The sequence below is a fragment of the Maribacter sp. HTCC2170 genome (genome assembly GCF_000153165.2).
Taxonomy (GTDB): Bacteria; Bacteroidota; Bacteroidia; order Flavobacteriales; family Flavobacteriaceae; genus Maribacter_A.
In genome coordinates this window covers 417756-438998 of the sequence record NC_014472.1, presented here as the reverse complement: position 1 = coordinate 438998, position 21243 = coordinate 417756, and the positions used below count along the sequence as shown (strand labels likewise).

At 36.7% G+C, this 21243-nt stretch carries 20 protein-coding genes; 7 read left to right on the top strand and 13 right to left on the bottom strand.

Features of this window, described 5'->3' with window-relative positions; all coding sequences use genetic code 11:
- Positions 1–26: 26 nt before the first annotated feature.
- Positions 27–587, bottom strand: a complete 561-nt coding sequence (locus FB2170_RS02055) for a DUF2911 domain-containing protein (protein WP_013304836.1) — start codon at positions 585–587, stop codon at positions 27–29.
- 26 nt (positions 588–613) lie between these two features.
- Positions 614–1522 (bottom strand): aldose epimerase family protein, encoded by a 909-nt coding sequence (locus tag FB2170_RS02050; RefSeq protein WP_013304835.1) that lies wholly within the window; start codon positions 1520–1522, stop codon positions 614–616.
- A 107-nt stretch (positions 1523–1629) separates the two neighbouring features.
- On the opposite strand from FB2170_RS02050, the gene FB2170_RS02045 reads away from it, so the two are divergent.
- The 3 genes from FB2170_RS02045 to FB2170_RS02035 are packed head-to-tail and all read left to right on the top strand — an operon-like array spanning position 1630 to position 4193.
- Complete coding sequence (locus FB2170_RS02045) at positions 1630–2172, top strand: RNA polymerase sigma factor (protein ID WP_013304834.1); 543 nt, start codon at positions 1630–1632, stop codon at positions 2170–2172.
- On the top strand, positions 2156–2740 hold the full coding sequence (locus tag FB2170_RS02040) for a hypothetical protein (protein WP_013304833.1): 585 nt from the start codon (positions 2156–2158) through the stop codon (positions 2738–2740). Before FB2170_RS02045 ends, FB2170_RS02040 begins: the two co-directional genes overlap by 17 nt.
- A gap of 10 nt (positions 2741–2750) precedes the next feature.
- On the top strand, positions 2751–4193 hold the full coding sequence (locus FB2170_RS02035) for a hypothetical protein (protein ID WP_041632639.1): 1443 nt from the start codon (positions 2751–2753) through the stop codon (positions 4191–4193).
- 98 nt (positions 4194–4291) lie between these two features.
- Here the strand turns inward: FB2170_RS02035 and FB2170_RS02030 are convergent, their stop codons facing one another.
- From FB2170_RS02030 to FB2170_RS02010, 5 genes are all read right to left on the bottom strand, one after another.
- The gene (locus FB2170_RS02030; protein WP_013304831.1) at positions 4292–5482 is read right to left on the bottom strand and encodes a Gfo/Idh/MocA family protein; all 1191 of its coding nucleotides are present in this window, start codon (positions 5480–5482) and stop codon (positions 4292–4294) included.
- A 3-nt stretch (positions 5483–5485) separates the two neighbouring features.
- Positions 5486–6814: a Gfo/Idh/MocA family oxidoreductase gene (locus tag FB2170_RS02025; RefSeq protein ID WP_013304830.1), complete on the bottom strand. Its 1329-nt coding sequence runs from the start codon at positions 6812–6814 to the stop codon at positions 5486–5488.
- A gap of 3 nt (positions 6815–6817) precedes the next feature.
- A complete protein-coding gene (locus FB2170_RS02020; RefSeq protein ID WP_013304829.1) occupies positions 6818–8203 on the bottom strand; it encodes a DUF1080 domain-containing protein in 1386 nt (461 codons plus the stop codon).
- A gap of 108 nt (positions 8204–8311) precedes the next feature.
- Positions 8312–8989: a peptide-methionine (S)-S-oxide reductase MsrA gene (gene msrA, locus FB2170_RS02015; RefSeq protein WP_041632983.1), complete on the bottom strand. Its 678-nt coding sequence runs from the start codon at positions 8987–8989 to the stop codon at positions 8312–8314.
- Positions 8990–9074: 85 nt separating this feature from the next.
- Positions 9075–9797, bottom strand: a complete 723-nt coding sequence (locus FB2170_RS02010; RefSeq protein WP_013304827.1) for a dienelactone hydrolase family protein — start codon at positions 9795–9797, stop codon at positions 9075–9077.
- Positions 9798–10087: 290 nt separating this feature from the next.
- Between FB2170_RS02010 and FB2170_RS02005 the strand changes: the two genes are divergently transcribed.
- Positions 10088–10294: a hypothetical protein gene (locus tag FB2170_RS02005; protein ID WP_013304826.1), complete on the top strand. Its 207-nt coding sequence runs from the start codon at positions 10088–10090 to the stop codon at positions 10292–10294.
- Positions 10291–10668, top strand: a complete 378-nt coding sequence (locus FB2170_RS02000) for a VOC family protein (protein WP_013304825.1) — start codon at positions 10291–10293, stop codon at positions 10666–10668. The genes FB2170_RS02005 and FB2170_RS02000 overlap by 4 nt, the downstream gene beginning before the upstream one ends.
- A gap of 24 nt (positions 10669–10692) precedes the next feature.
- On the opposite strand, the gene FB2170_RS01995 is transcribed toward FB2170_RS02000, so the two are convergent.
- Entirely contained in the window at positions 10693–12099 is a 1407-nt protein-coding gene (locus FB2170_RS01995; RefSeq protein ID WP_148232042.1) for a sulfatase, read from the bottom strand.
- Between the two features lie 35 nt (positions 12100–12134).
- Positions 12135–12716 (bottom strand): hypothetical protein, encoded by a 582-nt coding sequence (locus tag FB2170_RS01990; protein ID WP_013304823.1) that lies wholly within the window; start codon positions 12714–12716, stop codon positions 12135–12137.
- A gap of 342 nt (positions 12717–13058) precedes the next feature.
- On the opposite strand from FB2170_RS01990, the gene FB2170_RS01985 reads away from it, so the two are divergent.
- Both FB2170_RS01985 and FB2170_RS01980 read left to right on the top strand, forming a co-directional pair.
- On the top strand, positions 13059–13322 hold the full coding sequence (locus tag FB2170_RS01985; protein WP_148232041.1) for a hypothetical protein: 264 nt from the start codon (positions 13059–13061) through the stop codon (positions 13320–13322).
- 380 nt (positions 13323–13702) lie between these two features.
- Complete coding sequence (locus tag FB2170_RS01980) at positions 13703–13960, top strand: hypothetical protein (protein WP_013304821.1); 258 nt, start codon at positions 13703–13705, stop codon at positions 13958–13960.
- A gap of 235 nt (positions 13961–14195) precedes the next feature.
- On the opposite strand, the gene FB2170_RS01975 is transcribed toward FB2170_RS01980, so the two are convergent.
- The 4 genes from FB2170_RS01975 to FB2170_RS01960 form a co-directional block, all read right to left on the bottom strand.
- Positions 14196–15716 carry an amidohydrolase family protein gene (locus FB2170_RS01975; protein ID WP_013304819.1) on the bottom strand — a complete coding sequence of 507 codons (1521 nt, stop codon included), beginning with the start codon at positions 15714–15716 and terminating at the stop codon, positions 14196–14198.
- 81 nt (positions 15717–15797) lie between these two features.
- Complete coding sequence (locus tag FB2170_RS01970; RefSeq protein WP_013304818.1) at positions 15798–18317, bottom strand: M14 family zinc carboxypeptidase; 2520 nt, start codon at positions 18315–18317, stop codon at positions 15798–15800.
- A gap of 102 nt (positions 18318–18419) precedes the next feature.
- Positions 18420–19634 (bottom strand): sensor histidine kinase, encoded by a 1215-nt coding sequence (locus tag FB2170_RS01965; RefSeq protein WP_013304817.1) that lies wholly within the window; start codon positions 19632–19634, stop codon positions 18420–18422.
- Positions 19635–19831: 197 nt separating this feature from the next.
- On the bottom strand, positions 19832–21226 hold the full coding sequence (locus FB2170_RS01960) for a Gfo/Idh/MocA family oxidoreductase (protein WP_041632637.1): 1395 nt from the start codon (positions 21224–21226) through the stop codon (positions 19832–19834).
- Positions 21227–21243 lie beyond the last annotated feature (17 nt).

The window sequence follows — 21243 nt, the reverse complement described above, 5'->3', positions numbered from 1 at the left end:
ATTTAATAAATCCAACACAAATAATTTTATTTAGTTATAGGGATTTTTATACTGGTTTGATCCCAAGAAAGTGTAAGGTGTAACTGCTCTCCATCTTCAAAATCAATCGTTAATCGTTCTTGGGTATTTGAATTTATATTCGAAGGCACTTTAATATTTACTACATCAGTATCCGGGTTTCTGGTGGTCTCTTTGCCGCCGCTCAAAATGGTTACTCCCCAATCATCAATTTCTGAGTTGAACATTACTTCCCAGCTTTCCTTGCCCGGTTTTGTCCAAAAAGAATAAGTTCCTGCAGGAAGAGATTTATCTATGATTTTTATGTTGGTGGCCGTAGTGAAAGTTGTTGGTTCATTTGCCCCTGTTCGCCAAACTACGTCATAAGGCACCAAATCACCGAAAATAACTCTATCCTTCTTTGAAGGACTTGAATAATTGATAGAAAGATCCAAACCGTTTTTATTGTAGGTATTTGTTACTTGTGGGCTATGTTTTTTGGTTTGCTCTTTCATATAGGGCCAACCCACGAACATAATCAAAGCGATTATAGCAATCAATACGAGCAAAATCCATTTTAATTTTTTCATTATAAGAGTTGTTTAGGTTGTTCGCCCTAAGTTACTAAATCAAATTTAAAGATAGATGCATTCCGGTAGGTCTCCTTAGGTCTAAGCACACAACTGGGAAAATGTTTATGGTTAGGGGCATCAGGAAAATTCTGTGTTTCGAAACATATTGCGGGAAAACCAAGAGGGGTATAAACTACCATCCCTCTTTGGTTGGTGCTTACTTCCATTGAAATTCCTGATTTTTTTGAAGAAACCATGGCCGCAAAACTACTGTGGTTATCCGTGGCAAAAGGTGTATCCAAACGCGTAAGTCCTATTTGTTGTTCAGAGAGGAAGTCATATTTGGTGCCTGTCACAGGTGTTAATTTCCCCGTTGGTAAAAGGTTTTTCTTGGTTTCAACAATTTCAGGACAATTTAATTTTAGATAATAATGGTCAATTATATTTTCTTCATCCAATTTAAAATAAGAATGGTTGGTCAGATTAACAACAGTGGTCAAATCGGTGATTGCCTCATGAATTATATGAAGCTCATTGTTACTGATTTTATAGGTGACAGTAGCTTTAAGATTTCCTGGGTAGCCTTCTTCCAAGTGTTTGCTATAATAGGAGAGTCGAACAAAAGGTTCATCCCCATGGTTTACTTCTTCTATGGTCCAATATTTTTTTCCAAAGCCTTCTTTTCCACCATGCAAATGAATACCGCCATCGGTGTGTAATGAATAATTGGTTCTGTCCAAAGTAAAACCACCATTAGAAATACGACCAGCATACCGTCCTACACATGCACCTAAACTTGCCGTATCTGAAGGATATTCACTTGGGTAATCGTAACCAACGACAACATTGGTATACCTACCTTCATTGTCTTTCACTAATAATTTTTGGATAATCGCCCCATAATCCAATACAATCAATGTAATGAATGGGTTGCTTATTGTAACTTGTTTCAAGGATATTGAATTAATTCTGCATAAAATTAGTCGTTTTTTGCAACATTGACATATTAATATCGTCCTTAGAAAAACAAAACAACTAAAACCAACACCGAAACTGACTAATGTTTCAAATTAATGTCGTAGAACAATGCAAGGCCAATGACCGTATGGCCCAAATGCAGCTTTACAAGCAGTACTGTGAGGGTATGTTCTATGTTGCTATGCGATATGTTCAAAATTCCAATGATGCTGAAGATGTGGTTCAAGAATCGTTCATAAAGGCATTTCAGAGAATACATCAGTTTAAAGGGGAAGTTACTTTTGGAGCTTGGTTAAAAAGAATAGTAATAAATAAAAGTATCGACTTTTTGAAGGCAAGAAAACAAAGGTTGGTAGAATTAGATGAAAACTATTTGCAGTTGACAGATGATGAAGATTGGACTGTGGAAAACGATATATCAATAGATCAGGTAAAATTGGCTATAGGTCAGTTACCTGATAAGTACAAATATGTGGTAATGATGTTTTTGATTGAAGGTTTTGACCATAGAGAAATATCAGAAGTGTTGGGATTGACCGAAACCACAAGTAGAACTAGGTTGTTAAGAGGAAAAAGTTATTTAAAAGAATTGTTAAAAGAGAAAGCATATGGCACGGGATCTTAGAAAATTATTTGAAGAAGATCAAAAAAGCGAGCACTTCGTTATGAACGAAGGTCATGAAAAACGCTTCATGGATCTCTTGGACAAAGAATTGCCAGAAAAAAAGAAGTCAACTTTCTTCATGTTGAAGATAGCAGCTGCAGTTCTAGTTTTATTCAGTATCGGTGCAGCTTTTTATATGAATAGGGAAGAAGCAGGAATAAAGACCACTATTGTTGACAAAGACCCGGGAATTGAATCAAAAACAGGTATCTCTCTAGGGGATCTTTCGCCAGATTTAAGAAAAGTTGAGAATTATTATGTGGCTAATATCAATCTAGAACTATCAAAATTGAATGTTTCCGGAGAGAATAAGGAAATGGTGGATAGTTATATGGAGCGTTTGACCGAGCTGGATATTGAATACAGAAAGTTGAATGAAGAACTCAATCAGGTTGGGCCTAATGATCAGACCATATCTGCCCTAATAAAGAACTTGCAATTGCGGTTGCAGTTATTACAGAAATTAAAAGAGAAGTTAAACGAAGTACAATCATCAAAAAACGAGCAGTATGAAACTAATGCGGTTTAAATTAATCACTATGATCGTAACCCTAATTACAGTAGGGGTTTATGGTCAAAAACAAAGTAAAACCTTTAATGAAGTATTTAATGTAAATGCAGAAACGGTTTTGGACATCAACACCAGTAACGCGGACATTGAATTTGAAACTTGGGATAAAAATCAAATTGCCATTGAGGCAATCATTGAACTTGAGGGAGCCAGTGCTGAAGAAGCTGCAGATTATTTTAAAAATGGCGGAATTGAGATTATTGGTAACAGTAAGAAGATTAAAATAATTACTGGGACTGAAAATTCTTGGCTTTTTAATCACTCAACCGAGGGGCTACATAATTTGAATATTGATATACCAAATTTTCATTTTGAAATGCCAGAGTTACCAGAGATGCCAGAAATGGCGGAAATGCCCGAATTTCATATGGAGGATTTTCATATAGATTTATCCGATATGCCTATGCCACCTGTACCGGCGGTAGAGTTTGATTATGAGGCATATAAAAAGGATGGGGAGAAGTATTTAAGAAAGTGGCAGAAGAAATTTGACAAGGGTTTTGATAAGGAATATCAAAAGAAAATGGAGGCATGGAGTGCTAAAATGGATATTAAGAGGAAAGTCATGGAAGAGCGAAGGGAAGAACTCGAGCAAAAGCATGAGAAACGTATGCAAAAGAGATTGGAGGCGCAAGAAAGAAGAATGGAGGAACAGGCCGAAGCGATGGAAAAAAGAGCTGAGGCGATGGAGAAACGAGCTGTGGAAATGGAGAAGAAAAGAGAGAAATTGTTTGAAGAACGTAGAAACAATGAAACTGATTCCAATATCTTTTATTATTCATCAGAAGGCGAAAACAAAAAATACGAGGTTAAAAAAACTATTAAAATAAAGATGCCGAAAGGCACGAAAATCAAGATGAATGTGAGGCATGGTGAGGTTAAATTGGCAGGAAACACCAAAAATATAAACGCAAGGTTATCATATTCCACTTTATTGGCGGCGACTATAGATGGTGATGAAACCATTATAAAAACATCATATTCACCTGTAAGTGTCCAAAAATGGAATTACGGCTTGTTACAAGCAGATTATTCAGAAAATGTTGATTTAAATGAGGTGCTCAACTTACGGTTGAGCACCACATCTTCGGATGTTACCATAAACAGGCTTTTAGAAAGTGTGATTATTAATAATAAAATGGGACCGCTCACTATTAATTCAATTTCAAGTAGCTTTAAAGAGATGGATGTGTCCCTTCAAAATGCAGAGATGACTTGCCCTTTGCCTAAAACAGATTTTGTGATTGAGGTAAATGGCACGCTGTCCAAATTGACCGCACCGGCGAGTTTAAAGCTTGATAGAACCAAACACAACAATACCACAATACATACTGGCTATAATAAAAACAGTAAAAGTGATAAGTCAGTCGTGATCAACTCAAAATATAGCGAGGTGGTTTTGAAAGAGTAGTAGTTGATTATTTAAAAGTTTCAAGTCCTTCCCCTTACCTACGATTATCTTTCCTTAGTATATTCAATTCCTAGCATCATTCATCTTTTACAATATTTTTACACATTTGGAATTGTTTTCCAATGTATTATTTCGTCATTGTACATTGCGTCCAAGCCCATTTGAACGCAAATTGCGGTTTTTGCTCCAGTTGTAATATTTGAAATTGGTTGAGTATTGTTCACAATACTGTCTCTAAAGTCTGTTAATGCCTGTTTACTAGGGTTTTCATGGTCAATATTCAAAGGATAACCTTTGCCTTCATCCCACTTTACTGTAGCTCCGGCAACTCCATCTACCTCACCCATTTGCTTGTTTTTCTTTCCTTCAGGGTAGAACCATGCATTAGATGCATCAAGTATAACACTTCCCTTATCACCCATGACCTTAATCTTATACCCCTCCATTGCATTACTGGTAAGGCTTGTGAATTTGGCTTTTACACCATTTGGGTAACTATACAATAAGTGAACATTGTCAAATGTCTCTCTTCCGTCTTTCCAATAATCAACTCCTCCAAAACCAGCAACCTTCTCAGGAGTTGAGTCGGTGACCCAATTCACAAAATCAAGTTGGTGTGAACATAATTCTGCAACGAGACCACCTGAAAACTCCCGATACATACGCCAATTAATTGCTCGTTCCAATTCTGGACTAGGAACAGGTCTACGCCAGTTTCCATTTCGGTTCCAATAACACTCAAAAGCACTTATTTTACCAACAGTGCCTCCTTTTATCATTTTGACCAAATGTGAATACAGCCTTGAGCTGTGATATTGATGTCCTGTTTGGAATATTTTATTGGAGGCTTTTACTTTGCCAGCAAGATGTTGAATACCATCATAACCCTTAGCCATAGTTTTTTCACAATACACATGTTTGCCAGCATCCAAAGCATCCATCGCTATTTTAGAGTGGGTGTTCAACGGGGTTGAAATCAATACAGCATCAATATCTGGGTTATCAAGAAGCTTTCGGTAATCTTTATATCCTTGCGCTTTTCCTTTAACCTTGCTCAATCCGTTTTGTAAACGAAATGGCAAAGTGTCACAACATGCGACTACCTTGAATTTATCCAATTGGTTAATAAAAGGCGTGAGACCCGATCCCCGGTCCCCAGTTCCTATAACGCCAATATTTACTGTGTCATTGGCGCCTTTGAAAGTATTGATATTTCCTAAAACCGATGTTGAGGTTGCAACCGCAGCGGTCGCTAAACTACTTTTTACAACAAAATCTCTACGTTTCATTTACTATAATTTTGGTTCCCAACCTTTTTGGTATTCTCTTTTCCAACTTTTCATTGCCTTTTCGTTGTTCAATACTTTTCCAGTGGTCGAGTCTATTTTTAAAGTTTCACCGGCATCTTGAGCCATATTCCCTAAATGACAGAGCATGGTCGAAATACTCGCATCATTTATGTCTGATTGTAATGATGTGCCTTTGCGGATGGCATCGAAGAGATTTCCGACGTGGTTTACATCTAAACCTCCTTCTCCTCTGGTATTGGTAGTTGCGCTTTTATTTTGTTCGTATTCCAACTTGATTGGTTTACCATCCAAACCATATAATTTATAGAAATTTCTGCTCAGTTCAATAGAACCTTTGCTTCCATAAATGGTTATACCTCTACCTGGTCTTTCTGGTTTCATGATTCCTCTACTATGTCCAGTCCATGTTATGAATTTATTATCTTTAAATTGATAGGTTACCTGCTGATTATCCACAAATTCCCAGTCATCCTGATAAGTATATTTACCACCAAAAGAAGTTACACTTTCTGGTAAATCAACCCCAAGCGCCCAACGACAAATATCAATTTCATGTGTTCCGTTATTGTGAATTTCCCCTGTTCCCCAATTTCTGAACCAATGCCAATTATAGGGATGAATATTGTCTTTGTAATCTGTTTTGGGAGCAGGTCCCTGCCATAAATTCCAATCTAAGGTTTTTGGTACCTCAGTCTTTTTTCCAATTCCAATCGAACCACGATTGTTTGAGTAGTATGCCTCTCCCTTATATACTTCACCTATGACCCCAGCATTTATCTCTTCAATTGCTCTTATTGAGGTCTGGGCTGAACGTTGTTGATTGCCCATTTGTACTTTTTTCCCATACTTATTTTGTGCGGCCACTAAAAGAATGTTTTCATATGGGTTATGGCTACAAGGCTTTTCAACATAAACATGCTTACCAGCCTGTAAGGCCATAATGGCCATTGGCGCATGCCAATGTTCAGGGGTTGCAATGAATACTACATCAACTTCCTTATCATCCAGAATCTTTCTAAAATCTTTCTCAACCTTTGGAACGTAACCAATATTTGCTTGGCACCATGCATTATGCTCTTCAAGAATTACGTCATCAACATCGCAACTATATAGCACTTTGGCATTGCGGTCAGCATGAATAGCTTTTACATGTGCTTTTCCTCTACTACGTATACCAATAACGGCACAGTTTAAATGGTCATTGGCGCCTAATACATTGCCATAGCTCATATTGGGCAAAACCAGTCCGCCTAAGGTTACCGCCGCAGACCCTGCAGTGGTTTTCTTGATAAAATCTCTTCGTGTGGTCATTGGTTATTTTTTAATGATTGGTTTTATTTTGATATTCTTGAAACTTACTCGATCCCCATGGTCTTGCAATAAAATGTGTCCTTTTTCAACTTCTCCAAAATTGGGCCATTTCACATACTTACTTTCAGACACCAATTTTTTATAGGAATCGCTTTTACGTTCATATTTTAAAACTGTCATTCCGTTAAGCCTGTGTTCGACTTGGTTGTCTTTCGAAATAATATGGGCAGTATTCCATTCCCCAATAGGATTGACAGGTTTATCTGTTGCGGCCTGTATTAAATCATAAAGAGATGCTACTGTACGACTACCCTCATGATTTCCCTTTTTAGCATCTGGGTGACGAGCATCATCCAAAATTTGATATTCTAATCCGATTGAAGAACCTGGTCCCTTGTTCAAATCAGTATCTACATAATACTTTATTCCGCTATTGGCGCCCTCAGTGATTTTAAAATCCACCTTGAGTTCAAAATCACCATAAACTTCTTTAGTTACAATATCTCCTCCTGCTGCAGATTCTTCTCCTCCAGAAGGAAGAACGGTCAATATGCCATTGGTTATTTCCCAACCGTTCTCTGGAAACTCATCTAGGCGAGCACCCCTCCATCCATTTGTGGTTTTTCCATCCCAAAGCATTTGCCATCCGTTTTTTATTTCGTCAACAGCAACTTTGTTTGTTGTTATTATCGGTTCTAATGGTGTTGTTTTGGAGTATTTTGACAAGCTATCTGTAAGTATTTTGATGTTTTTCCAGATAATTTCGGTTCCTTCTTTTTTATCTTTTCCAATGCTGTGAACTTGTAATCCAATAAAGCCGCTTGCTGTTTTATCGTCTATCAAATGAGCTGCGGGAATCCCGTTGATCCACGTTTTTAGAGTATCACCAATAGCTTCGATACGATAATGGTTCCAATCATTTTGCTTGAAACCTTTTTGCGCATCAGGATTATCAATAAGGTTGTTCAACCAACCTCTTCTTCCCTCATCATAGATGCCTGCACTCCAGGCGCGGTCTGATGGGTCTATTTCTATTTGATAGCCGTGCACCCTGCCATGCATATAGTGAGGGTAGCTGTTGCTACGTATTTGAATGCCTGAATTCATAGTGGAATCAACCAAATACTCCAGTTCCAAAATAAAATCGCCATACATTTTGTCAGAGGTCATAAATGAGTTGGGTGTATCATGAATGGTACTTCCAACAATAGATCCCTCTCGAACGGTGTAATTGGCCTCTCCACCTTTTTGGGTCCACCCATTTAATGTTTCTCCATCAAAGATTTCTACCCAAGGCGTGTTGTCTTTTTTGGTTTGTGAGCAACTGAAAAGTAAAAATCCGATTAATAGGTAAAGAAGATTAAAGCGATAGATTTTTGGTAGTTTCATTTTTAAGTGATGGATTAAGCTATTAAAGATAAAGGCTTAAGTCCATAAATAAAAAAAAGCGACCAAATAATGTCGCTTTTGAAGATTTTGTTATAAAGTCAGGGGCATCTAATGTCCTGATTTTTTCATTAACTCAGGGTATTTTGCCTGAAACCTTTTATATCTGGGAATAGAAATATTAATTATATACGGATTGTTTGGATTCAGTCTTTCATAATCTTGATGATAATCTTCCGCATCATAGAACTTTACGAATTTTTCGACTTGCGTTACTATTGGACTGCTGTATACCTCCTCATTCTTTAATTGAGCTATATATTCTTCAATGATTTTTTTCTCAGATTCATTGGAATAAAAAGCAATAGAGCGGTATTGCGGTCCGTGGTCAGGACCTTGACGATTTAAGGTTGTAGGGTCGTGAGAGCCAAAGAACACTTTAACCAAAGTTTTGAAATCGATCTCTTTTGGGTTGTAAAATACTTTGACTGCTTCTGCATGACTCGTTAATCCACGACCAACTTGCTCATATGTGGGATTGGACTCAGTACCTCCAGAATAGCCAGAGATAACTTCTTTCACACCAATTACGTCTTCATAAATTGCTTCAACACACCAAAAACATCCACTCGCAAAATAAGCGACTTCATATTCTTGTAAATCGTTTAATGAAAGTTTTACAGGTTTTTCAACATTGCTTTTAGCGGTATCTTTAATGCTGTTTTTTACTTTGGATTCACAACTAATCGAAAACAAAATGGCAAAAGCCAAAAGGGTGATTTTATACATACTTGATTTAAGTTTTAAGCTTTGTTGATGATTCTTGAATTTACTTACTGCCATTTTCGTTAAAATGTGTTAATATTTTTTTAGGTTAATTTTTAAAAATCTCATTAAAAAAATACTTCATTGCATTCCATGAGCGTTTATTGGATTTTGGCTCAAAAAACAATCCTTTTTCTGGGAATTTTGCTTTGGGATTGGTAAAAGCATGTCCCGTATGACCATATACATGAATATTCCAGTCAGCTTGGTATTTGTTTAATTCATGAGAAAGTTTAACCATGTCATCTGGCAATGCCATTGGGTCTTCCCAACCATGTAAAACGAGTACGGAGCTTTTTATTTTCTTTTCTGGATGGGAGGGAGGTGGGTCTAGAAGTCCATGAAAGCTAACAACACCGGAAACGTCCGTTCCCGATCTGGCAAGATCTAACACACATTTGCCACCAAAGCAAAAACCTATAGCTCCAATTCGAGAAGCGTCCACGGCTTTATGGTTTTTCAGAGTATCTACCGCCATTAACATTCTTTCCTGTATTATGGGCCTTTTACCATCTAATTCATCCATCAGTTTTTGAGCTTCTTCAGGGCCATTGGCTCTTCGTCCTTTTCCGTAATTATCGATGGCAAATCCTACATATCCCAATTTGGCCAATTCCACTGCTTTTTCAATTTCAAAGTCAGTTTGCCCACTCCACATATGCGAAATCAAAATACCAGGTCTGACATTTTTATTTGAATCATCCCAAACTATGACCCCCTCAAATTCATTATAAGAGGCGTCCTTGTAAAATATTTTTTCTTTAATAACCATAAGCGTTTTTAATAAACGGAAATTCAGTCAAGAAGTTATAGAAATGTTTTGCAGTTGTACTAAATCAAAGCTGAATTTCTACTTAATAGGTTTCATTTATGTTATAACTATCTTAAAATTAGCATAAATAGGGCGTTTGTTCATGAAAACTTAATAACTAATTCAGAAATTGTTATGTTTTATATAGGTTTTACTGTATGTTTCACATATATTTTTACGACTACTGAGATGTGGCGTGATAATTGATGAAAAAGAAAACACAATCATTAACATAGATTATAATTATTATTATGGGTAGACCCGCAACAAAACCGACTGAATTAAGAGACGGATTTTATATAGAAATTAGAAATAGAGGTTCCAAGGCTGGTGTTAAAATACGAAGAGACACTAAGGAACAAATGCTTATGGCCATTAAAGAATATGAAGCATCTAAAGATGTTGTCGTTATTGGCGAAATAAGTAAAGGAAAAATTTTGGATAAGGTTAAAAAATGAACCTTAATCAGGTAACTGTACCCTCTTTAGACTTGGAAAAATCAATTCCTTTCTATAAGAAATTAGGGTTAAAGTTAATTGTTGAGGCCTTACCACATTATGCACGATTTGAATGCCCAGACGGGGATTCGACCTTTTCTATTCATTTAGTTAAAGAATTACCAAAAGGTGATGGCGTTTACATTTATTTTGAATGTAATGATTTAGATGCTCAGGTGGATGAATTACGTGTAAATGGAATCGAATTTAAGGAAATGCCCTCAGACAGAAGGTGGCTTTGGCGAGAAGCTCGTTTAAAGGACTTGGATGGCAATAACCTGATTCTTTTTTATGGTGGGGAGAATAGGAAAAATCCTCCTTGGCGGTTGTCATAAAGCGTTAATTGATTGAGTTGGTTCTTAATCTTCAGATAAGCTAGCGTATTCTGGATTCAATTGTTCGGGTATTGGTGCTGAAGTCTCTTTCCACCAAGCTTTTAACTGTTGTAGCAGTACTTTGGCTTTTTTGGGATGCGTGTTTATTAGATTATTGCGTTCACCAACATCGTACGTCAGGTTATACAGTTCCATTTCATTATTTTCAAAATAATAGTGCAATTTCCAATCGCCTTCCCGTATGACAGATCCAGGACGTGTTCTAAATAGCGAATCCCGATTTTCATTGTCATTTTGGTTGTAGGCCTCCAAATAAATAGGAAAATGCCAAAATAATGGTCGTTTTAGTTTAGTGGATTCTTGTTTTAGTATGGGTAGTAGACTATTCCCATCTAAAGACGTCTCATTATAACTTATCCCTGCGGCTTCAACAATGCTTGGAAAAAGATCTAAATGTGAAATAGGTACATTGCTTTTAGTGTTAGATTTGATTTTGTCATTCCACATGAAGAAAAAAGGCTCTCGAATGCCACCTTCATAATAACTTCCTTTTCCTGCTCTAAGCGGTTGCTGTTTGGTGATGCCATATAATCCTCCGTTATCTGACGTGAAAATAATCAAGGTGTTTTTATAGTGCCCATTATCTTTCAATGCAGCTATAAGAAGACCGATATTGCGATCAAGGTTCTCAACCATGGTGGCATATTTGGCATTGTTTTGACCTTTCCAAGCTGTTTTTCTATTGTATTTTGATAGTATACTATCTACAGGTTGAATCGGCGTATGTACGGCATAAGGTGCATAATTTAGAAAAAAGGGTTCAATCGTTTTGTTCAACACTTCAATTGTTTGTCGTGCAATCAAATCCGTGAGGTATTCCTTATTTGGGCTTCTTAGTTTTACATTACCATAGGGTGGGTAGTAGCTTTTTGGATGCCCGTTGTGTCCGCCTCCAATATTTATATCAAAGCCATAGTCTAGAGGAGATTCACTCAAGTGCCACTTACCGGCATGAATCGTTTTATAGTTGTTTAATTGTAAAACCTCTGGAAGGACCATGCTTTCTTTTGATAAGGTGCTGGTATTGGTGCTGGGAATAATTTTTCGGTCTTTTGATTTTCCCCGTTCAGATGAATTCACTGTATATATCCCATGTCTTGGTGTCCATTTACCCGTCATTAATGATGCCCTGCTCGGTGCGCAGTTTGATGCGGCTGCATAACCATTGGTAAAAATCATTCCAGCCTTTGCAAGGATATCAATATTTGGAGTTTCATAATACTCACTACCCATAAAACCCACATCTTTATACCCTAGGTCATCAATATTTATAAGAACAATATTCGGCTTTCGAATTCTTTTATCACCACAGGACCAAAGAAAAACAATGGATAAAACAAGTAAGAATAAATGTGTTGGGCTAAATCTCATCTTGGCTGATTTGTCTTCCGCTAAAAATAAGAATTTTAAAGACTGATTTCTCCACAATTGGTATTATAGAATTCTATAATCTCTTTGTAATCTTCTTTTTTAAATTCATTTCGATCTATTCGGTTGACAAGGTCTAAACAATCTTTAAAGTATAGAAAGGAAACTTTTTTAAAATTCGTCTTAGGAATATAACCAAAAGCCACATATAACGTGGCGGTTTGCTCATTGCCTTTTTTAAGATAATAGGTCGAGGTGTCTTTATAGTTGCCAATACCGTCATTCATACTAAAGCTAGCATTGTTTTGCTTGTATAGTTTTACGGTACCGCTCACGATAACTTGTAAGATCTGTGGTTTTCCCTGTTTCTTTATGGGAACATATTCAAATGAAAAAGAAGCCCTTTTACGATTACTGTAATTAAATGAGTGCACTTTTTCGAAATTGAAAACCTTTTTAGGATCACTTTTGGAAGTGCGAAATAATACTTTGTTCCCTTTTATTTGGATAAGGCCACTTAGGCAACGACCATCTTTAAAACATATTTTACCTGAATTCTTTTGCGCTTGCAATAAACTAAGGCCTAAAAATAATAGGAATACAGTTATTGTAGGTTTCATTGGTCAACAATTTGGGATTGGTAAATGCAAAACTCAAAAAAGCATTACTCTCATTAAAATTTTTTGGTTAAAGAACGATTATTTAGGTTGATGGTTGTAGGAAAATTGAACCTTAATAGGTAGAAAAAACCATTTATTGGTTTTTGATTCTACATTTAAAACCGATGAAAGGATTAAAAACATCGATAAAGTGTGTTAATAAAAAGTGGATTTCTTCGATTAAAACATGTATTTCGTCGATAAAATAGCACTTTATCGTAAAAATAGAACCTTTTATCGAAATAAAAGATAGGTGAAGTAGAAGTTGTAAGTTATCACTATGAATCAAACCAACTATTAACTATGCGAACCCTTTTCTTTGTACCCCTATTTTTATGTATGGTCCTTGTGACCCATGCCCACAACAATCGTCCAGCGGGTAAAATAAGTACAACAGAAAAGGGTTTCGCATTAGCTAATGTAACTATTACTGCACAACAAGATTTTTTGCCCCATAGATTTAGGCAGCCAAGAGATAAAATGGCAAGTATTTATAAATACCGGAATACCAAAATCAAAAGAGCCCTTTCTTTTACTACAAGAAGGGATAGACCAAAATTGGCTTAATTTTATTGTAATTATTTTTAAAACTTTTGGAGTAATCAAAAGCACTGTTTAAAATACATGCTCCTCTCTACATTTATCTCTATTTTTTTCGGTACAAATTATGGTTAAGAATAATACTATTTCAAAACTGTGCAATATTGTTTTGTAACCGTGCAGTTACGTACATTATATAACCACAACACTGTAAAAATACACTTACAAATACCGATTAACTACATATAGTCTCGGCAAGTGGTTTTGGAAGTTCAAAACGTTTGTCGAGCTTTTTCTGCACTTAATCCAAATTTTTCCCGATAACCGAAAAATAGGGGCTTTTCACCGTTTTACGAGCTCTCCAAAGCATCGATTGGCGTTAAATTTATGTAACCCAAATCGATGTAATGAAAGCTATTTTCACTTTAATCTTTATTCTTTTTTTCGGCCTAACGGCATTCGCACAAAACACTGAAACAAATGATACATTGGAGCCTATTAAAATGGATGTTGTTTTGGATAGTGGGGTTATCACTATTAACAATACTAAAGAAATTAAGATTGGTTCTGAAAAAAGTGTTGCACGTTTATACAAATTCAAAAACTCGCGTGTAAAGAAAGCTTTGGCGTTCACTACAAAAAAAGACAGACCAAAATTGACATAAAAAAATTAATCATTGCCTATTAATAGGCGCTCCCTAAAACCTACTTATTATGATACTTTTTATTTTATTGATTCCTATAGCTTTATTTATTGTGAATGGTATTGTTTTTCCAAAAACAAAAGGTTTTTTACAGCCAATAAAAGTTCCATCACAGAGATAAGTTTTTATAATAACTAAAACACCCTTTCACAAATTTGTGAAAGGGTGTTGATTTTTTCAATTGTCCTTTGATACTCTACTCCTTGATACCTGGTTGTAAAATCTTATAGTGTTTATTTTTCTTTTCGGTATCGACCATTTCTTTAACTTCTTTTAACAAAGCCTTGGCATCATAAACTATACCGTCCTTAATAGTGTATTTAACACCACCTACACGTACTACTTCGTTATCTTCAGTCAGTTTAACTGCGCCTGTTCCATATAACACTTTTAAGTTCTTTAGCGGGTTCTCTTCAACCACAACAAAATCTGCAAACTTACCAACTGTAACACTTCCTATTTTATCTCCCATACCCAAAGCTTCTGCACCATTAAGTGTTGCTGAACGAATAATCTCCAAGGGATGGAAACCTGCCTCACGTAATAGTTCCAATTCGCGCACATAGGCAAAGCCATACAGTTGAAAAATAAATCCAGAATCAGATCCTGCAGTTACACGACCACCGCGATTTTTATACTCATTTACAAAGGTCATCCACAATCTATAGTTCTCTTTCCAAGCCACTTCTTGCTCTGTACCCCAATCGTGCCAGTAAGATCCGTGTGAAATTTTACTTGGTTGATAAAACTCCCAGAGCGATGGCAGGGTATACTCTTCATGCCATTCAGCCCTTCTAGCACGTTGTAGATCGCGACTGGCCTCATAAATATTAAAGGTAGGGTCTAAGGTGAAATCTAAGGCCAAAAGCTCATCCATAACAGCATTCCAATGCTCGGAATATGGTTTAGCAGCCTGTTTCCATAAACGACCGGCTTCTTCAAATCTGTGCTGCTCATTGTTATAATTATAGTCCAACGGATAGTTCTGAATGGTCCTATCTTCAAATAAAGCCTCTGGCAAACCGTACCAGTGCTCCATACTAGTTAATCCTGCTCTTGCAGAATGTAAAACATTCCAACGGGCAACATTCAGTTGTGCATGGTGACAAGCAGAACGGAGTCCTAACTTTTTATTTTCTCGCAGAGCCGCATCCATAATTTCTGGTTCAGCCCCAAAAAACTTTATACCATCTGCGCCTTTTTTTGCATTATCACGTACCCATTCGCGTGCCATCTCAGCAGTTGTAATTGGACCGCCGTTTCCTTGACCAAATCCTGTATAAGCCAATATGCGTGGCGCTACAATTTCGTTCTTAGCACTTTTTCGCTTTAAATCCAATGTGTAATCAACTCCACGGCCGCTAGGCTCACGAACAGTGGTAATACCATGACTCATCCATAATCTAAATACGTACTCAGAATCAGCGCCTTGTGAGGTTCCGCCAATGTGCCCGTGCATATCAACAAATCCAGGCAATAAATACATGCCAGTACAATCAAGTTCTTTTCCACCGGCTTTCAATTTTGGCCTGCTAGAATCCTTAATGGCCACGCCAGGATAACCCACGACCTGAATTTTTTTTATTATGTTATTCTCGACCACAATGTCTATGGGTCCCTGTGGCGGTGCACCATTTCCATTAATAAGCATTACTCCTCTAATAATCAGTTGGGTGTGAGGACCATCTCCTGCAGCGCTTTGTGCAGTAATGTTCATACACCACAAAAATATTACAGCTAATATAAATCTTACATTTTTCATTTGTATTGGTTGTATTTAGTATTAGAAATGGTTTGATTAATCTCTTGACGGAATTCTTATTTTATCACCTAGAAACAAAGCATTTAAGAATAGTCGATTTGTGCCATACCACGACCCTCTAAAATTAGGATTGTCCGCAAATAAAACAACTCTACCACCCCCAACTTTGCTCACCACCAATGAGGCGGATGGTTTTAGGTTTTCTTCCATGTTTTTCTTCGTGACAAACCCGTCTATATGAGGATTACTCGAATATTTACCAATAGTGGCATATTCATTTTTGCTAGGCGCCAACCATACTGTATTATTCTTATAAACAGGAATAGAAGAGTCATGATATCCGAAGGCCAGGGGATGGGTGGTGTCTATATCCACTTTGAGAATAATACCCCCAACACTTTCTTTGCCTAGATTTTCACGAGCATCAACATAGGGTTTTCGAACAGCTATTGCTGTGGTGTCTTTTTCTTTTTTAGTTAATTCTTCTTTTACCAATTTCTTGTCCACTGCCCATTTGGTGGCTGTGCCAATTGTAATCAATGTGTTGCCTTTGCTCACCCAAGATTTGATTTTGGCCAATTGTTTTTCTGTAAAACTATACCTACCAGATACCATTACCAAGGTCTTGTATTTGTCCAAACTGGCTTTGTTAAAATTTCGCATTGGGATTTTTGTAATTGGCATATGAACTCGAGTATCCAGTAAATGCCATACTTCACCAGCTTCATAAGAGCGAACTCCCTCACCAATGAGCATGGCTGCTTTTGGTTTTTTAAGCGGGGAAACATAACTACTTCCAAGGTCAATGCCTTTTAAGCTATACCCAGAATTCACGCCAAAGACCGGGACTTGGTATTTTTTTTGCACTTTTTGAACAAGCTGAAATACGGTGTTTGCATCCTTCTTTTGAAGACTTACCGGTATTACCAACGCCCCATAGTTAAAAGATTTTGAGTTTGAACCAACTTTTGCAGTGAATGGCTTAAATGAGGAGGAAACTGTTAAACCATTTGTTTGAAGGTAATTGAGTGCTGCAGGAGCATTGTAATCATCCCAGTCAACTATATAGGCATAATTGGATTTTTGGATTGGGGAAACCTTCACAAGGTTATCGGTTGTTGTGATTTTGTCTCCTATGTTCAATGATGTGACTGGTCGGTACTTCATGTTGTAAAAGTTACCTACAGACCAGGCGGAAGCATCATAATAAACACTGTCTCTATATTTAGAATAGGTTTCGAACATGGTCTGTACCATTCTGTATTGTGGTTGCTTCGTCGGTACCACGAATTTATTCCCCGATTTATACACATCTATCTTATGTAAGAGCAATTTATCAATGAAAGCCTTATTTCTATTTTGATCATGGGCATCACCAAAAGTGTATCCCTTTATCTTACTCTTAGAAGATTTGGTAATTGCACTTTTAAAAAATTCTTGTTGATACTTTCGCATATACGCCTTGTTCTTGACAGCTGTTTTTACCGTTGTGATACTTGAGGTGTATTGATTACGTATCGTGAACGGAAAAGTGATTTCCCCGAAAGCCGTTGTTTGCTTATGTCCTCTAGAGCTGGCCTGTTCAAACAACAACCCCAATCCCCCTTGCAAGTCTGGGTATGAAGAGCCATAGCCAGGGTAAGTACCGTCAAAAACTTCTTTTGTAAAATAAAAAGAGCCTATACTGTCCAAGGCTTTCGCAAATTGTGCTCCGAACATATCATTTAAATCTCTATAATTTTCTTTGGGCATGATTGGGTTCAATGAACCATTTTCTTTCATAGGCTCAAAGAAATAAGAGCTTTGGGTTCCCATTTCATGAAAATCGGTAACAACGTTCGGATACCACTCATGGTACCAAGTCAATTTACCTCTACTTTCGGGATTTATACCTAAAAGCCAGTCGCGGTTTAAATCGAACCAATAGTGGTTCGTACGCCCTCCAGGCCAATATTCATTATGTTCGGCATCCTGTGGATCCGCAACATTAGGATTACCTTGGTAGGTGTTTGCCCATTGCGTATGTCTATCTCGACCATCAGGATTTATCGTAGGATCAACAAAAATCACAGCATTATTCAAATAGTTTAAAATTTCTGGATTGTTTGATGCAGCGAATGTATAAGCCGTTAATAAGGCTGCTTCTGAACTTGAAGGCTCATTACCATGCACATTATAAGCAAGATTGATAAAAATTGGGATGTCATCATAATTAGAGACATTGTCATTGGGATTGGTAAATGCCAAATGTTGTTGTTTTAGATTGTCGAGGTTTGATAAGTTGTCAGGACTTGTGATTGTAAGAATCACCAATTTTCGACCTTCGTGTGTCTTTCCGTAGTAATGAATAGATGCCCTATCGGAAACTTCTGCTAGCTTTTCTAAATAGGCCACTATTAAGTCATGTCGCGTATGATGTTCACCAATACCATAACCCAAAAATTGCTCCGGAGATGGAATTTCTGAGCTAAAAGGATGGAATTTTTTAAAAAAATAATCTTGGCCGTAAAGTGTAGAGCCACAAAACAGCAACAAAAGGAGTAATCTCTTAAACATGGATGGGTATTTTGAATTAGTCGTTTAAATATAGGGAATATAACCAAAACCCCATTCGCTTTTCATGTCGAATGTTGAAGGTGATGTTGATTAATTATCAGCTTAAACGATTGAGCGAAATTCTTGCCCAACTTCAGTAAATTTTACAATGTAATTCGTGCCTTTTTTGGAATGGTCCTTGCTTATAGAACCTTTTAATTGGCGTGCCAAGTTGTGTATTAGTTTTAATCCTAATGACTTTGTGGTTTTATGATCTATTGTATCATCGAATCCAATACCGTTATCACCAATATTCAATACGTATTCGTTATTGGGTTCTTTTTTAATAGCGATATTTATTTCACCTTCATTATCGTCAACAATTCCATACTTAAGAGCGTTTGTAATAGCTTCATTGATTAATAAACCTAAGGGAATTGCAGTATCAATCCCCAATTTTATATCAGCAATATCTATGTTAAGCGTTATGTTGTTCTCCGCTCCTTTTAATGAGCGTATCAGATATTCGCTTAGTTCTTTTACATATGTTTTATACTCAATCTTAGATAAATCATCCCGCATATATAGCATCTCATGAACCATTGCCATGGAAATGACCCTGTTCTGACTACTTTTAATGATATTTTTCATTTTATCATCCTCTATACTCCTCGTTTGTAGGCTTAACAAACTAGATACGGTCTGAAGATTGTTTTTTACACGATGGTGCACTTCCTTCAAAAGTGTCTCCTTTTCATTAATTCTTTTTTGCAATTGGTTTTTTGATCTATATAGGGCATGGTGCGTGCGCAAGAGGTTTTTTCCAAAAACATGGCCAAGAAGATAAACAGCAAAAAGCACACTGCACAAGCCAAAAACATCTAGCGATTCTGAAGGAATAACATTGTGTGTAAAACTAAATTCGGGAAGGCTTTGTGAATAAACCAATATTATCAGAAAGAAAATTAAGTTTAAATAAATCTGCCCGTATTTTCTGGTAGTTACATAACCTGCAAATACAATAAGTGCCAAAATGAAAATAAATGGACTGGAAATACCCCCACTGTATAATGTTATGATCAAAGTGCTGATAAGTGCAAGTACAGAGGTGATGTTATATGTTGTTGTTAAGGATTTATGCTTTTGAAATAAAAAGGTATTAATCAAATTAGCTATACCAAAAGCTATAAATGCGTAAGGTATTATCTCCGTAATACCTAATAAAAAGTAACAAGCTATCCCAAAACATAAAGCAAGTGCAGAACTAAAATAATTGACCTTTAAGACCAATTTAATTTTATCATTCAATCGCTCTTGATTAATCGCGGTTTCAGACATACTTTAGGTTAATTATTTAGCCTCATTTAAATAAAACAACATCCTACAAAATATTGTTTTAATAAAAACTATGCTCGGTACCGTAAAACTAGTTATGTTTTACGGTTAAATCCAAATGGATGTCGATAAAATGATGGGAAAGTTAAACTCTTTAATAAAATTAGGTATTATCTGGTTATGAAAGTCCACAAAAGATGCTACCCTCTACTGATTCTTGGTTCAAGATCGGTTAGGTCACTAATTTTTATAGGAGATCCTTTTTCAATACTTCGTCGAGCGGCTACACCAATGAGTATCGACATAGCTCCATCCCTAACTCCGGCAGTTCTTCCGTAAGCATCAGCCATGTCTGGATTTACAAAAATTTTGTCATGAAGTCTTTTATCACCACCACCATGGCCACTTTTCTCCATGCCCACCTTAATTGTCTCATGTTTTGACCATAGTTTATGCAAAATCAATGGTTCATATTGCTTTTCCTCAGAATTGGTTTGTTCCATTTCCTTGGTATGCTTTTCAGCTTCACTAATGGTCATTTGTTTGTTATATGGGATGTCTTGCCAGGCTTCAATTCTACCTTCAGTGCCATTAAAAGAAACACGCCACCCTTCAAAGGGCGAATATGTGGTAAGTGAATAATTAAGAACAGTGTTGTTGGTATATTTTACTTGAGCAGACATTTTATCATAAATATCTATTTCATTTCGAAAAAGACAATTGTCTCTAATATAACCATCATGTTCCTCATGGTCTACATATAATTGCATTGACCTTTTGTCTTTGGTAATGTCCCAGTGGAAATCACAGTTTTTTTTATGATTGCAATTACGACAATTTTCACCTCGAAAATCTCCATTTTTCCCATAGAACTCCAAATCACCATAGGCAAAAACCTCATTGGGTTCAGAGTTGATCCACCAATTCAAAAGATCAAAATGATGTGTGGCTTTATGAACCCATAATGAACCTCCACTGTTCATTTGCCCATGCCAACGTCTAAAATATGAAGCACCATGATACGTATTTAAATACCAATGAAAATCAACAGAAACTAGTTTTCCAATAGATTTGTTCGCCAATAATTCTTTGATTTTTGTGGCGTAGGGACTCCATCGATAATTGAAACCAACAATCAGGTTTTTGTTTGATTTTTTTTCAGCATCCAAGATTGCCTGGCATTTGTTTTCATCTGTTGTCAAAGGTTTTTCTGTAAGTACATCACATCCCATTTCCAAACCTTTGATGATAAATTCATGATGGGTCGAATCCTTGGTGGTAACTATTACCAAGTCTGGTTTGGTGTCATGTACCATTTTCTCAAAGTCTGTAAAAGTAGGGCAGGAGGCCCCTATGTATTTTTTTCCATACGCCAATCGCCCTGGATTGATGTCACAAAGTCCAACAAACTCTAAAATATCAGAATACTCATCAACAAGTCGTTTACCCCAGAAGGATGTACCTCGGATTCCCGTTCCTATGAGCGCTATTTTAAGCTTTTTTGATTTTCCGAAATTGAAAGCGTGCAAAGGAATTGCGGTTGAGGCCGCCAGCATACTTATTGAGGAAAGGAACTTACGTCTAGTGGTATTCATCTTGAAAAGTTTGATTC

What these genes read in the sequence shown, in the direction of transcription:
- FB2170_RS02055 (WP_013304836.1), bottom strand. Translation starts at nt 587, where the DNA reads ATGAAAAAATTAAAATGGATTTTGCTCGTATTGATTGCTATAATCGCT.
- FB2170_RS02045 (WP_013304834.1), top strand. Translation starts at nt 1,630, where the DNA reads ATGTTTCAAATTAATGTCGTAGAACAATGCAAGGCCAATGACCGTATG.
- FB2170_RS02040 (WP_013304833.1), top strand. Translation starts at nt 2,156, where the DNA reads ATGGCACGGGATCTTAGAAAATTATTTGAAGAAGATCAAAAAAGCGAG.
- FB2170_RS02035 (WP_041632639.1), top strand. Translation starts at nt 2,751, where the DNA reads ATGATCGTAACCCTAATTACAGTAGGGGTTTATGGTCAAAAACAAAGT.
- FB2170_RS02030 (WP_013304831.1), bottom strand. Translation starts at nt 5,482, where the DNA reads ATGAAACGTAGAGATTTTGTTGTAAAAAGTAGTTTAGCGACCGCTGCG.
- FB2170_RS02025 (WP_013304830.1), bottom strand. Translation starts at nt 6,814, where the DNA reads ATGACCACACGAAGAGATTTTATCAAGAAAACCACTGCAGGGTCTGCG.
- FB2170_RS02020 (WP_013304829.1), bottom strand. Translation starts at nt 8,203, where the DNA reads ATGAAACTACCAAAAATCTATCGCTTTAATCTTCTTTACCTATTAATC.
- msrA (WP_041632983.1), bottom strand. Translation starts at nt 8,989, where the DNA reads ATGTATAAAATCACCCTTTTGGCTTTTGCCATTTTGTTTTCGATTAGT.
- FB2170_RS02010 (WP_013304827.1), bottom strand. Translation starts at nt 9,797, where the DNA reads ATGGTTATTAAAGAAAAAATATTTTACAAGGACGCCTCTTATAATGAA.
- FB2170_RS02005 (WP_013304826.1), top strand. Translation starts at nt 10,088, where the DNA reads ATGGGTAGACCCGCAACAAAACCGACTGAATTAAGAGACGGATTTTAT.
- FB2170_RS02000 (WP_013304825.1), top strand. Translation starts at nt 10,291, where the DNA reads ATGAACCTTAATCAGGTAACTGTACCCTCTTTAGACTTGGAAAAATCA.
- FB2170_RS01995 (WP_148232042.1), bottom strand. Translation starts at nt 12,099, where the DNA reads ATGAGATTTAGCCCAACACATTTATTCTTACTTGTTTTATCCATTGTT.
- FB2170_RS01990 (WP_013304823.1), bottom strand. Translation starts at nt 12,716, where the DNA reads ATGAAACCTACAATAACTGTATTCCTATTATTTTTAGGCCTTAGTTTA.
- FB2170_RS01985 (WP_148232041.1), top strand. Translation starts at nt 13,059, where the DNA reads ATGCGAACCCTTTTCTTTGTACCCCTATTTTTATGTATGGTCCTTGTG.
- FB2170_RS01980 (WP_013304821.1), top strand. Translation starts at nt 13,703, where the DNA reads ATGAAAGCTATTTTCACTTTAATCTTTATTCTTTTTTTCGGCCTAACG.
- FB2170_RS01975 (WP_013304819.1), bottom strand. Translation starts at nt 15,716, where the DNA reads ATGAACATTACTGCACAAAGCGCTGCAGGAGATGGTCCTCACACCCAA.
- FB2170_RS01970 (WP_013304818.1), bottom strand. Translation starts at nt 18,317, where the DNA reads ATGTTTAAGAGATTACTCCTTTTGTTGCTGTTTTGTGGCTCTACACTT.
- FB2170_RS01965 (WP_013304817.1), bottom strand. Translation starts at nt 19,634, where the DNA reads ATGTCTGAAACCGCGATTAATCAAGAGCGATTGAATGATAAAATTAAA.
- FB2170_RS01960 (WP_041632637.1), bottom strand. Translation starts at nt 21,226, where the DNA reads ATGAATACCACTAGACGTAAGTTCCTTTCCTCAATAAGTATGCTGGCG.